7 protein-coding genes are annotated in these 13380 nt (G+C 62.0%); 2 read left to right on the top strand and 5 right to left on the bottom strand.

Features of this window, described 5'->3' with window-relative positions; all coding sequences use genetic code 11:
• Together SVU69_11965 and SVU69_11960 are read left to right on the top strand one after the other, a co-directional pair.
• Positions 1-206, top strand: a 206-nt coding sequence (locus SVU69_11965) for a GDP-L-fucose synthase (protein MDY6943712.1), incomplete at its 5' end; no start/stop codon positions are given.
• A gap of 503 nt (positions 207-709) precedes the next feature.
• The gene (locus SVU69_11960; GenBank protein MDY6943711.1) at positions 710-2170 is read left to right on the top strand and encodes an undecaprenyl-phosphate glucose phosphotransferase; all 1461 of its coding nucleotides are present in this window, start codon (positions 710-712) and stop codon (positions 2168-2170) included.
• A 329-nt stretch (positions 2171-2499) separates the two neighbouring features.
• Here SVU69_11960 and rfbB read toward each other — a convergent pair whose 3' ends face one another.
• The 5 genes from rfbB to recC form a co-directional block, all read right to left on the bottom strand.
• Positions 2500-3576: a dTDP-glucose 4,6-dehydratase gene (gene rfbB, locus SVU69_11955; GenBank protein ID MDY6943710.1), complete on the bottom strand. Its 1077-nt coding sequence runs from the start codon at positions 3574-3576 to the stop codon at positions 2500-2502.
• 53 nt (positions 3577-3629) lie between these two features.
• Positions 3630-4346: an SDR family NAD(P)-dependent oxidoreductase gene (locus SVU69_11950; GenBank protein MDY6943709.1), complete on the bottom strand. Its 717-nt coding sequence runs from the start codon at positions 4344-4346 to the stop codon at positions 3630-3632.
• Positions 4347-4594: 248 nt separating this feature from the next.
• The gene (gene recD / locus SVU69_11945) at positions 4595-6469 is read right to left on the bottom strand and encodes an exodeoxyribonuclease V subunit alpha (GenBank protein ID MDY6943708.1); all 1875 of its coding nucleotides are present in this window, start codon (positions 6467-6469) and stop codon (positions 4595-4597) included.
• Entirely contained in the window at positions 6466-10065 is a 3600-nt protein-coding gene (recB, locus tag SVU69_11940; GenBank protein MDY6943707.1) for an exodeoxyribonuclease V subunit beta, read from the bottom strand. The genes recD and recB overlap by 4 nt, the downstream gene beginning before the upstream one ends.
• Complete coding sequence (gene recC / locus SVU69_11935) at positions 10062-13259, bottom strand: exodeoxyribonuclease V subunit gamma (GenBank protein MDY6943706.1); 3198 nt, start codon at positions 13257-13259, stop codon at positions 10062-10064. The genes recB and recC overlap by 4 nt, the downstream gene beginning before the upstream one ends.
• Positions 13260-13380: the final 121 nt, after the last annotated feature.

Genomic DNA, 13380 nt, shown 5'->3' with positions numbered 1-13380 from the left:
CCGAGTTGGCCTCGTTGGTGGCGAAAGTGGTGGGCTACGAAGGACGAATCGTTTACGACACCAGCAAACCCGACGGCACGCCCCGCAAACTGCTGGACGTCTCGCGGCTGCGGGATTTGGGTTGGCGAGCTCAAATCGGGTTGGCGGATGGTGTTCAGAGCACGTATCGGTGGTATCTGGAACATCAGCGCGAAGCGCGGGTTTGAGGGTGAAGATGAGCTTTCCGGCCCCGTCGCCGCGACGAGCGGAGTGACGACACCTTCCTTGCTGAGCCGGTTTTTCACCGCCCGTCATTGCGAGGCGCGCGGCGCCGTGGCAATCCACACTGACTCGAACCTAACCCATGCGCCTCCGTTCTAGCCAGCGCCCGATGGATCGCTGCGCTCGCGATAACGATTGATGATGAACCGGCTTGTCGTGCTAAAGCAAAGATTAACGTCGGGTTCCACAAGCGTAAGAAAACCGCATTCTAAGTTTCAAAGACGGCAGGTAGACTAGTTGTTTGTTCAGGATTACCGCCCAAAACGCCAAATCAATGTAATTCAAGTCCGGCCGGCCTAGGCCGATCATTCAATAGATAAGCTTTCAGTCAGCAACCCCCAAACGCTGACGCCTCAAACCACCGCCGTGGATCGGGTGGATGGTCCTGTAGACGACGTTCACCCAGAGCGACGGAATGCTTGGCGTACGGGGGTAGGAGTGGTGCTTTATGGATAGCCCCTACCGAGAGCCGGTCTCTCAAACCGCATTTTCAAGAACCCAAACCCACACGGATTTTCTAACCGAGCACGCGCAGTGGCTGAGCTGGTTCTTGCGCGTGGGCGATTTCGGCGTCGTAATCGGCACCGCCTGGTTGGCGTACCTTTTTCGCTTCCAAGCTTGGGATATGGCGCCCGTGTATCGGATGGCCGCGTTAATCGCCGCGCTGCTGGTGTTGGCGGTCTTTGCCCGCTTTGGGCTCTACAATCATTTGCGGGGCAAAACGCTGGGATGGATTTCCACCCGCTTGATCAGCGCCATTGCGTTGGTGACCGCGATCCTTGTCACGCTGGCCTTTCTCACCAAGACCGGCCCGGTATTCTCCCGCCAATGGACCGCCTATTGGGCCATGCTCGCCACTGCCAATTTAGTGGTGTACCGGGGCGCCACAACCGTTTTCCTCGGCGCTCTGCGCAGCGCCGGCTTGAACACCCGACGGGTTTTGGTCGTGGGCGCCGGCAAGCTGGGGCAATGTGTAACCGACAACCTGAAAAAAGCCGATTGGGCGGGTTTTCAAGTGGTGGGGTACGCGGACGATGATCCCGCGCTACAGGGCGAGACCCACAACGATCTTAAAATTTTCGACAACAACCACTTGGCGGATCTGGTCACGGAAAAAGCGGTGGATGAGGTTTGGATTGCCCTTCCACTCACAGCTCAAAAGCGTGTGGACGAGCTGTTGCACGCGATGCGGCACAGCAACGCCACCGTGCGCATGGTTCCCGATTTTTATGGGTATCGATTGCTCAACCGCCCCATCAACAACATCGCCGGTTTGGCGGTGCTGGATCTTTCCAGCTCCCCGCTGAGCATCCCATCAAGCCGCTTTATCAAAGCGGTGGTGGACTGGGTTTTAGCGGCGGCGATTCTGGTGTTGATCAGCCCTGTGATGCTGCTCATCGCCTTGGGGGTAAAACTCAGCTCCCCGGGGCCGATCCTGTTCAAGCAGGTTCGTCACGGTGTGAATAACAAGCCCATCGTGGTTTACAAATTCCGAACCATGGTCGAGCACAAAGAGCAGGATGGAAAAGTCACCCAGGCAAAACGCGATGACGACCGCATCACGCCGCTCGGCAGATTCTTAAGACGGACCAGCCTCGATGAGCTGCCGCAATTCATCAACGTGCTGCAAGGCCGTATGGCCATCGTCGGCCCCCGTCCGCATGCTTGCGCACACAACGATCACTATCGCCAACAGGTGGCCTTTTACACCCAACGACATGAAGTCAAACCGGGAATCACCGGTTGGGCTCAGGTCAACGGATGGCGTGGTGAGACCGACTGTGTGGACAAAATGTGCAAGCGGGTGGAGCACGACTTGTACTACATTCAAAATTGGTCGGTATTTTTTGATCTTCGGATTATTTTCCTCACGGTACTTCGCGGATTTACCGACAAAAACGCCTACTGACCAGCCCCCCGTCACAGCCAACGCCGCCGCGACCCCGTGTGGTGCTCGTGCTCGTTGATTGCGTCACTAACTCGCGACACCCCGTCATTGCGAGGAACGCCGTGACGAAGCAATCCATACCGACCCGCGTCTGCACCTCCCGTCATTGCGAAGCGCGAAGCGCTGTGGCAATCCATGCTGAGCTGTGTACAACCCCATACGCCGGTGTTCTTGCCAACGCCCCATGGATCGCGTCGCTGTGCTCGCGATGACGACGGTGAAATTTCAGTGCCGTTTGGTCGCCGTCGTCGCGAGGCGGCGTCGGCGGTGGCCTGGTAAGAAGGTGATATTCAGCCGTGCGTGGGGGTGGCGGTGAGGCCCAGCCGTTGCCGCTGGTAGCTGCCGTCCAAAACATGTTGCCACCACGGCCGATGATTTAAATACCAGCCCACCGTTCGGCGTAAGCCTGATTCGAAGGTTTCGCTGGGTATCCAGTCTAACTCCCGGCGGATTTTACTCGCATCGATGGCGTAGCGTTTGTCGTGGCCTGGCCGATCGGTAACAAACTCAATCAGGCGCTCGTACGGCTCACCGTTGGCCCTGGGCGTTAACTCGTCCATGAGCGCGCAAATCGCCCGCACCACGTCGATGTTGGCCCGCTCCGCATTCCCGCCGATATTGTAAGTCTCCCCGACCCTTCCCCGCTCCAATACCAGCCGCAACGCCGCGGCATGGTCTTCCACAAACAACCAATCGCGCACATTGTCGCCCTGTCCGTAGACCGGCAGCGGTTTCCCTTCCAAGGCATTGAGAATCATCAGCGGAATCAATTTTTCCGGAAACTGATACGGCCCGTAATTATTGGAGCAGTTGGTGGTCACTACGGGCAAACCGTAGGTGTGGCCCCACGCCCGCACCAGATGATCCGACCCCGCCTTGCTGGCCGAATAGGGGGAATTGGGCTGGTACGGCGTCTGCTCCGTGAACTGGCCGGTGGCGCCCAAACTGCCATAAACTTCGTCGGTCGAGACATGATGAAAGCGAAATCGGTCTCGCGCTGAGCCACTCAAACCATCCCAATAAGCGCGGGCCACCTCCAACAGGTTGTAGGTGCCCACCATGTTGGTCTGGATAAAATCGGCCGGTCCATCGATGGAACGATCCACATGCGACTCCGCCGCCAGATGCATCACGGCGTCCGGCCGGTGCTGGGCAAACACCCGCTGCAAAGCAGAGGCGTCCCGAATGTCCACCTGCGCGAACAGATGACGCGGGTTCTGATCCGCACCGGGCAGAGATTCCAGATTGCCCGCATAGGTCAGGGCATCCAGATTGATCACGGTCACATCCGTTTCATCCAGGTACTGCCGCACCACGGCCGAGCCGATGAACCCGGCGCCGCCGGTGACCAAAATACGTTGATACATGGTGCTTTCCATTCCGCGCTTTAAGCCACTAGTTTAACGCGCCCAGCCGGAGCTCAGAAGGATTCCACCGATGGGCGCAAATCCAGCTCCAGGGTCCAGGCGCTGGGGTGCTGGCGATGCAACTGCCAATAGCTTTCCGCGATGGCGTAGGGATTGAGCAAGGTCTCGGCGGAGCGCTCCGGCGCGTATTCCCGCAGCCGGGGGGTGTCGATTTGGCCGTCGATCACCACGTGCGCCACGTGAATGCCTTGTGGCCCGAATTCCCGCGCCATGCTCTGGGCCAGCGCCCGCAACCCGAACTTGCCCACCGCCAGCGACGCAAACCCGGCCGAACCGCGCCATGCCGCCGTGGCGCCACTGAGCAGCACGGTGCCGCTGCCGGCTTCCACCATGGCGGGCAAGACTTCGCGGCACGCCAGAAAAGCACCGTAGCAATTGATCTTCCAGCTCTCGTGAAACACCGCCGGGTCGATGTCCAATAACCCGCCGAGACGAAAAGCACCGGCATTGTAGATGAGAATGTCAGGAGCAGCTTGGGCATCCCGAATGGCCGAAAACGTGGCCCCCACCGCTGTCGGATCGGTCAGATCGCACGACCATGCCCGCGCCTGATGCCCGGCTGCGTTGAGCTCGTCGGCCAACTGTTGGGTGACATCCTTGCGCCTCGCCAACAGCGCAATGTCGTAGTTCTCCCGCGCGAACCGATGAGCCAGCGCCGCCCCCAATCCAGAGCCGGTTCCCGCGATTGCGACCAAGGGTCGTTTTTCCATGACACGCCTCACTGGGTTGTGGGTCAACCCGATAGTAATGCCAATCGCGCCACAATACCCCAACGGTGTCATGGCGAGCCGGTGACGCCGATACGGCGAGCCCTATGGCATCCGCAAACCCACCGTCGTCATCGCGAGCGCAGCGAAGCGATCCATAGGGCATTGGCAAGAACACCGGCGTATGGGGTTGTATACGACTCAGTATGGATTGCCGCAGCGCGAAGCGCTTCGCAATGACGGGATCGGTCTCATGACGAGGCGGTCTCTGACCAAAGCTGCTGCGACAACCCCGTCGATCGCTGCACGCGACGGGCGATGGCCTGCCGCCATGCAGTGTGGCCAGCGCGTATCACCGCCGCCTCGCGCGCCCGGGTCACAGCGGTGTAGATCAGCTCACGGCAGAGGAGCGGCGACGGACCGTCGGGCAACAGCAACAGCACCTGATGAAACTCCGAGCCCTGCGTTTTGTGAACGGTCATGGCATAAACCGTTTCGTGGCTGGGCAACCGGGCCGGGGCGAACGCCACCACCCCCGCCGGGCCACGGGAAAAATAGACCCTTAGCTGGCCATCCGCACCCCGCAGCGTCACCCCCACATCGCCATTGTAAAGGCGCAGATTGTGGTCGTTGCGGGTGATCATCACCGGCCGCCCCGCATACCACACGCGCGCCGGGTTGATCATGCCCGCCCGGGCCAACGCCTGCTCGATACGCCGGTTGATGGCCGCCACCCCGACCGGCCCGACGCGGTGCACACACAACACCCGAAACTGATCGAAACACGTGAGAATTTCATCCGCCGGGCGCGCTTCGGTCACCGCTTGAAAATAGCCCTCAAAGCCGCCCTCAATCTGCGCCGAGAACCATGGCTCCAGCGGCGACGCAGCGTCCTCAAGTCGCACCGCCGGGGTCGATGTATCCTGCAGCGTCTTCCACGCCGCCTCGGCCTCGCCCCCATTGATCTGCTTGGCCAAATCGCCGAGGGCCGATGCGTCGCCAAAGCGGTAGTTGCGCTGCAACAACACAATGGCGTCTTGCAACGGCGAGGCCGAGGCGGCGTGCTCGGGAAGCGTTATCCCCGTTTTGTGTTCCATTTCCGCGGCAAACGCCGCCGTCGGGCCGAGAAAGCCGGAACACAGATCGCCCAAAACCGATCCCGCCTCCACCGAGGCCAACTGATCTTTATCCCCAAGAATGACCAGCCGGGTGGCCGGGCCCAAAGCTTCCAATAGCCGGGTCATCAATCCCAGATCCACCATGGAAGCCTCATCCAGCACCACCACGTCGACCGGCGCGGGATTCCCGGGATGGTAACGGGGTTGTGTTCGGTCTGCGGCATGCAAGCCAAGGAACCGATGAACCGTGTCGGCGCGATCGGGAATCGCCGCCAACTGCTCGGGCGCCAAATCCAGCTTGGCCCGCTCACGGTTCAAGGCATCCTGCATGCGGGCAGCGGCCTTTCCGGTGGGCGCCAGCAACGCGATCCGTTGATCCGCGCCATCGGGCAAAGACAACAGCGCCGCGAGAATCCGCATCACGGTTGTCGTTTTACCCGTTCCCGGTCCGCCCGAGACCACGCACAGTTGACGACTGACCGCCACGGCGGCGGCGATCTTCTGCCAATCGATGTCCTGGTGCGTCTCGCCCGGCGGAAACAGCCGGTCGAGAACGCTCCGCAAACGGCGAGCGTCCACTGCCATGGCCGCAGCCGCCCGCGCACGCATGAGGGCGGCCAAGCGCCGCTCCAAATCCCAGTAACGGTAAAGATACAAGCGGTCGTCGTGATCGAGAATCAGGGGATGATAGTCCCCCGGCGCGCCCACCACGCCACTGTCTCGCAATGCCGCCCGCCAGTCTTCCAGCGCCGGGAGCGGCACCGCCGGCGCACCTTCGCCGCCGGTGAGCCGATCGCCCGCCAACGTCGGCAGGTTCAGGCAAACGTGCCCTTCCTGCACCCACGAGCTGACCAACGCTGCGGCCAAGGCAACTTCCCCCTGCCCCGCACGGGCGAGTCCCGCCAGATAAGCGGCCAGCTGGAGATCGATCGCGTGAAAACGCCCCAGCCCGCGAAGCTGGGCCAGCCGCTCGCCTTCCGGCCGGGAAACCTCAAAGGCCTGGCTCATGGACCGATACCCCCCTGCTGCAGATAGGCGTCCAGCGCATCCAACAGTTGTTGGCCGGGCCGATGGAAAAACACCCCGTGATGCTTAGACGGCTCGCCCGTCCCCATGCCCCGCAAGAACAGGTAGTAGACGCCGCCAAAGTGGGTCTCGAAGCGATAATCCGCCAGCCGTTGCCGCAAATACCGCTGCAGGGCCACAGCGTAAATCAAGTACTGAAGCACGTAGTCCCCGGCGACCATGGCGGCATCTACCGATTCCGGGCGGTAGTCGTGCGCGCGGGGACCGAGCCAGTTGGATTTGTAGTCCGCCAAGTAGTAGCGGCCGTCCAGCTCAAACACCAAATCGATAAAACCTTTCATAAACCCGTGGACCAGACCGGCGCGCGCCGGGTCCCCATCGGCGGGCAAACGCGCCGGATCCATACCGTGGCGTGCGGCCGTGCGGCGAAAGCCGGAAAGCCCCACGGGCCCGATGGGAAAATGAAACTCCAGCTCATCCAGCCGACGCGCCCGCGCCACCCCCGCCAGGCGAATCCCGCCCGGCAAGCCCGTCTTTAGCACCGTTTGGACCATATCCCCCACGGCACCGGTCCACTCACTGCCAAAGCCGAATAAAGACAATTGTCGTCCCACCAACTCGTCCAGTGCGCTGCGGTCCGATTGTTGGAAGTCCCAATGTTCGAAAATCGCATGCAGGCAGCGACCGGCCCGCATACCCCGCGGAAAGCCGTGGATATCCAAAGCCGGGGCCGCCCTCCGGTCAGCCTCGCCCCAGGCCGAAAGGGCATCGAAATCGGCCGCCGTTTCCGTCACCCCGCCCGCGGCAAGGGCCGAAAAACTGGTGGTCCGCCACGCAGGAGCCACCGGATGTTGAAGTTGCCGGGCCTGCCAGATTCGTGGGCTTTGCGCGAGCGGCTCATAAACCGTCGCCGTGGCCACAGGCAGCTCGGCCACCTCGATACAGCCCTCGGCCACCTCGGCCAGCATGCCAAGCTCAGCGTCGATCGCCGCCTCATCCAAGTTTTTGAAACGGCTGGCCGCCTCGGTCGGCGTCGGCGTGTCAGGCCGAGCATGGAGCAACCACGCCAGCGGCGAGAGCTCCGCTTGATTGACCCGTCCCCACAATAGATAACAGTGGGACTCGGCGCGGGTCAGGGCCACGTAGGCCAGCCGTAATCGCTCGGCAAAGGTTTCGGCTTCGGCCAGTTCCCGATGTTCTTCGAACCGTTCCGACCCTAAATCCAGACACCGTCGGGGGGGCTGACTTGGGGCATGAAAGCTGACCGACGTGGCTTTGTCGAAGGCGCGCTTGCCGCTCCACAGAAAGGGGCAGAACACCACCGGATACTGCAGCCCTTTGCTTTTGTGGATGGTCACCACCCGCACCAGATTTTCATCGCTCTCCAGCCGCAGCAGAGCTTCTTCTTCATCACCGGAGGCGGCACCCAAACGGCGGCTGTCAAACCACTTGAGCAAGGCGTCGATACCCAACGCCTGGCGACTGGCCTGGGCCTGAAGCAACTCGCCCAGATGCAACAGATTGGTGACCCGACGCTCGCCGTCCGGCTGCGCCAACAACCGGGCGATAGTGCGATGCTCGGTCAAACAATGTTGGTACATGCGCATGAACCCATGGCTGACCCAGCGTTGCTGGTGCCCGCGGAAGCCGTCAAGCACATCCTCCCAATGCTGTTCATCCTGGGCCAGGCGATAAATATCGTCCGCATTCCAACCCAACAGATCGGTGCCCAAGGCCGCCCGCACCAGCGATTCGCGAGCCGGATCGACCACCGCCCGCAGCAGGCATTCCAGCTCGTCGGCCTCGGCGGTGGCGAACACGTTGTCTTGCGCATAGCGGACGTGGGGAACGCGCTTGCGGCGCAAGGCATGGCTAACGGCTTCGCCTTGTTGGTGGGTGAGCACCAAGATGGCAATATCCTGCCCCTGCAAAAGCCGATCGCCGATGCGCACCTTCCCGCGCTGAGCATCGTTGAGCAGGCGAGCGACCTCTTCTGCGGTCGCTTGGGCGGACAGATCGGCCGCCACATCTTTCGTCCAGGGCTTTTCGCCCTCGCTATGGGGCAGCCGCCACAAAGTCATCGGTGGGGACGACTTACCTTGGTGAATCAGGGCCCGGTGAGATTTTTCCGCGGCCCGGGCGGGATAGAACGGGATCCCTTCAAACAGAAAGCTCGACGGCGGCTCGCGAAACACCGCGTTGACGGCCTGCACCAGAGCCGGCACCGAACGCCAATTGGTGCTTAAGGTGTCCGGCTCACCCACGTCACGGCGGGCCTGCAGGTAGGCGAAGATATCGGCGCCGCGAAAACTGTAAATCGCCTGTTTGGGATCGCCCACCAGAAACAGTGCACTATCGCCCGCCGCCTCACCGTAAATCCGGCGAAAAATGCCGTACTGGGACGGATCGGTGTCCTGAAACTCGTCAATCAAGGCCACCGGATACCGCCGCCGCACGGCGCCGGCCAGCGACGCCCCGCCGGCCGATCCACTCAACGCGTGGTGCAGATCCAGCACCATATCGTTGTAAGACTGCAACCCCAGGCGGCGCTTGCGCTGCCGAAGGGCCGGGCCCGCCTCGGTGAGTAGTGAATAGCGGTGGGCGCGGTAGCTCGCTTCGTAAGCTGACTCCAACGATTTGGCGGCAGAGATCAGCTCTGCCAAAGCGGTAAAAAAAGGATCATCCGGCGGTGTGGCTTTTTTCTTGGTGGCCCGCTGTAAACGATCCGGTTCCAGCCGGTCTATGCCTTCCGGAAGGGAAGCGGTAACGGGATCGGTCGCGGCCAGGAAATAGCGCTGGAGCGAACCGCACAGGGTGGCCATCCGGTCGCGCTTGTGGGTGTTTTGATTCAGTCGATCGGGATCGGTTAGCTGGGCGCGGATCGTGTCATGACCATCGTGCCAGCGCTGCCGGGTGGCACGGTAGGCTCGGTCCAAACGCGCTTCGGCGGCCTCAAGATCCGGTACCTGCTCACCGCCGAGTACGTCGATCGCCTCAAAGTTGATGGCTTGACGAAGCTCGCCGGCCAGTTGATCCGGCGTAACCCCCCGGCGGCTCAGGTAGGCGGCAAAACCTGCCCCGACACCGTCCAGATGACGGCGCCAGTGGTCGTCCACCACCGCCTGCACCAGATCGCGGTCATCGGCGATCACCTCGGCGTCAAAGGGCATGGCACTGTCGAAGGCGTGATCGGCGAGAATGCGCTGACAAAAACTGTGGATGGTGTAGACCGCCGCTTGATCGAACCCCCGAATGGCCGCCTCCAGCCGCCTGAGCGCAAGGGCGCGATCGGCGTGGCGTTGCAGCAGCGTCCGGCACAACGGGTCAGCGCTTTCGCCGGTGACGAACGCCGCCCGCGCTTCCGTCAGCCGGGCCCGCAAACGGTCTCTCAACTCGGCGGTGGCGGCTTTGGTGAACGTCACCACCAACACCTGATCCACACCGCGACCCGCCTCGACGATCAGGCGCAGGTACAAGCCGCAGATGGTGTAAGTTTTGCCGGTACCAGCGCTGGCTTCGATCAGTCGGATGCCGGACAGGGGCAGATCTTCCACCACCAGGGGCCGCGCAGCGCTCACGGCAACGCCTCCCGGTGTTCGGCTGCAGCGAAGAAAAACTCCCGCGCCAATGCCTGAAATTCCTCATCCAGCGGATCGACATCGCCCCAGGCGCGCCGTAGGTATGGGTTATCCCGCTCACCGGTTTGATATCCCGGAATGCCGAACCAGGCTTTTCGCGCCGCCGTCATGGGGTCGCTTCGCCCGCCCAACGCCACCCTCGCGTAGTCGTGCGCGGACATGGGGAAAAACGGAAGCGGCCGCTGCAAGCCCTCCACGTACAACGCCAGCAAACGCTCCAAACGCGCTTGGGCGTCATCCACGGGCCGCCAGAGAAAGTTATCCGTTTTTTCAGACTCACTAAAGACATAGGTCTGCGGCTGCACGCTCTCGGGCGCGAAGGCGCTGAGCAGCAAGTGCTCGATCCAGGCCCGGACCTCGTCTTGCGCCCGCCAGGTGCCGACCCGATAACGGAAACGCCCAGCGCTTGTCAGCTCACCGAGCACCCCCGAGAGCCGGGCGCCGGCCGCGTCCAGCCCAAAGGACAGCGGTTCAACCGCCGGTGCTTCGCTGGCCAACGCCAGAACTTGGGCAAACTCGGCCACTTTCGGTGCCGTCTGCTGGAACGTGGCGTGACCCAACGGGCCCGGCGGCAACAGCCCGGCAGCCCGCACCACCGCTTCGCTGTCTTCGTCGGCCAGGCCGTGCTGATAAAGATCCAGCAAATGTTGGCGCAACTGCCAACGCTGCAAAGAATCCAAAACCAACGGTTCGCGGGAATCCAAAGGTTCCACCCCGCGGTCGTATTGCAGGTCCAGGCGGCGGCGTAGCAAAAAGGTGGTGGGGCCCAGCCAGAATTCGATGAACCGCGCCAGATCCAGCGCCATCCAGTCGGCGTCCGGAGGCGGCAGGCTTTGGTCGAGAAATGCCGACGCTTCGATTTTTTGACTCGAATCACCGGCCTGCGACAGCTCCCGATCGTAACTGAACAGGTGTGGGTGCTCGCCGGAAAAATAGGCGCGACTGAAGGCTTGCAAGGGGTGGCGCGTCACCAGTTGCGGGAGCAGATCGCCGGGCCGCTCGAGGTGGTACCCCCGGGCCAGGTAGTCCAACAACTCGGCAACCAACACCGATGGCGGGCGCAGGCTGTTGTCGCGAATGTCCCGGCCGACGTAGCTCAGATACAAGCAGCGCCGTGCCGACAAGAGCGCCTCCAGAAACAGATAGCGGTCGTCGTCCCGCCGCGATCGGTCGCCGCGGCGAAAATCCTCGGCCATCAGATCGAAGCTCAAGGGACGGTGGCTGCGTGGATAGGCATCACCATCCATCCCGATTAAACACACCACCGAAAATGGAATGCTGCGCATGGGCAGCAAGGCGCAAAACGTAACCCCCCCACTTAGAAAGCGTCCCGTCATGGCGGCCTGCCCCAGGCGATCGTTCAAAGCGGCGATCACCACGGCGCTGTCCACCGGTTGGTGGAAACGGGCCAATTCGGCCTGCTCGGCCAGGGCGGACAACGCATCCCGCAACAATTGCAGGTCGTCTTCCTCCGCTTCGGTGGGGGCGAACATCCGGTTCAACCAGTCCGCCATCAGCCGTGACCAGGCCATCACCGACTTAGGCTCGGCAAGCGCCCGATCAACCTCCGCCAGGAATGCGACGAACTCGGCCAACCGCCCCACCACCAAGCCGTCGCTCCCTTCCACCGCATCCACCGGCAAATGTCCAGCGTAAAGTCGACGCCCCTCGCCAGGCATGGCGTAACCGAGCATCAGTCGCTGCAACCCCTCTCGCCAGGTCCAGCGGTCTTCCGCGGGAAGCGCGTGGCGGGCACGCTCGGCGCCATCCAAGGCACCGCGGGTTCCCATCTCCCGAAACCAGCGGTGCAATCGGTCCAAATCTTCCAGCGTGAGTTCAAAACGCCGCCGCACGGGCTCGCAGTCCAACAAGGCCAACACTTGATTGACGGCATGGCGATCGTGAGGCAAATCCAGCAGGGCAAAAAAAGCCTCCACCAAGGGACTCTGATTGGCCGCGTGGCGATCGGACAAGCTGAACGGGATGAAACGATCACCCTGCCGGGTGCCGAATACCGCATCGATGTAGGGTGCGTAGGCCTCGATATCCGGCGCCATGACCACCACATCGGATGGGTTGATGTCGGGGTAGGAATCGAAAATCGCCAGGAGCTGATCGTGCAGAACCTCCAGCTCCCGCATGGGGCTGTGGCAGTCGTGGATACGCAAGCTGTCGTCCAACCCGGCCAGCGCCACCGGTGCTTGCGAGGCGCCGCCAGGGTTCCGTAGATTCAAGATATCGCTCTGAATCCGGGCCAGTAGGGTCTTGGCGGGGACTTCCGGATCGACGAAATCATCGTCTGTAGCAGTGGGCAGATCCTGGAGCATGTCGACGAAATCACGCCCCTGACCGCCCCACGAAGCCAGCAGGGCATTGCCCGTTTCCAAGTACGATTCACCCGCCGGGTCCTGCGCGGCCACGCGCCGCTCGGGGACGATATCGCCCCAGTACTCCCGGCAGGGATTGAGCAAAAACAAGTGTACCTCGCGCCAGCGGCTCAAGGCCTCAAATACGCGCAGATCGGCCGGTGAGAGGACCGGAATGCCGAATAAAGAAATGCGCTCCGGCACCCCCTCTCCCGGGTCTCGCTCCAGCGCAGACAACAGCGCATCCAGTAGCTGCACCCGATGGGGTCCTTGGGCGGTGGTGGCCAGACGATGCCACAAGCGGCTTTGCCAATCGCTACCCAGACCCGCGTCCCAGTCGCGAATCCAGTCCGGCCGGTAGACGAGGTATTGGTCGAAGATATCGGCCAGACGTTGGGCAAGCTGGTAACTCTGCCGGGCGTCCGCCTGATCCAGATAATGCCGAACCGGCGAATCCATCGAATCGGCAGCGCCCATGAACACCCCGAGCACCCGCCAGGCCAATACCGACCGGTCGAACTCAGAGCTCTCCGGAACGGTTTGCAGCACCTGCCGAAACACCTGCCAAACATACGCCGAGGGGAAATGAAACTGCAGATTGGCGGCGACCCCGTTATGCCGGGCGCAGGCCAGCGAAAGCCACCGTGCCATGCCCTGGCTCTGCACCACGACCGTCTCAGCCACGAACGGGTCTTGGGGGCGCCTGAGAAGCTCGGCGAATCGCGCGGCTAAAAGCTCCTGGTGATTTGCTTGGTGGACATGAAACATGCAACTACCGCGTCACTTTAGCCCGACCCCGATCGACACTCCGACAGAGGATCATCAGGCCAACATTTCCATCGATCCCATCGCTATTCGTCAAGGCGAATCGATGAGTTTGGACACACTT

Source organism: Pseudomonadota bacterium (genome assembly GCA_034189865.1).
Taxonomy (GTDB): Bacteria; Pseudomonadota; Gammaproteobacteria; order UBA5335; family UBA5335; genus JAXHTV01.
The sequence above is the reverse complement of the archived record's forward strand: the minus strand, read 5'-3'. Positions and strand labels throughout refer to the sequence as shown.

Coding starts and splice junctions, on each gene's coding strand:
- SVU69_11960 (MDY6943711.1), top strand. CDS start 710: ATGGATAGCCCCTACCGAGAGCCGGTCTCTCAAACCGCATTTTCAAGA.
- rfbB (MDY6943710.1), bottom strand. CDS start 3,576: ATGTATCAACGTATTTTGGTCACCGGCGGCGCCGGGTTCATCGGCTCG.
- SVU69_11950 (MDY6943709.1), bottom strand. CDS start 4,346: ATGGAAAAACGACCCTTGGTCGCAATCGCGGGAACCGGCTCTGGATTG.
- recD (MDY6943708.1), bottom strand. CDS start 6,469: ATGAGCCAGGCCTTTGAGGTTTCCCGGCCGGAAGGCGAGCGGCTGGCC.
- recC (MDY6943706.1), bottom strand. CDS start 13,259: ATGTTTCATGTCCACCAAGCAAATCACCAGGAGCTTTTAGCCGCGCGA.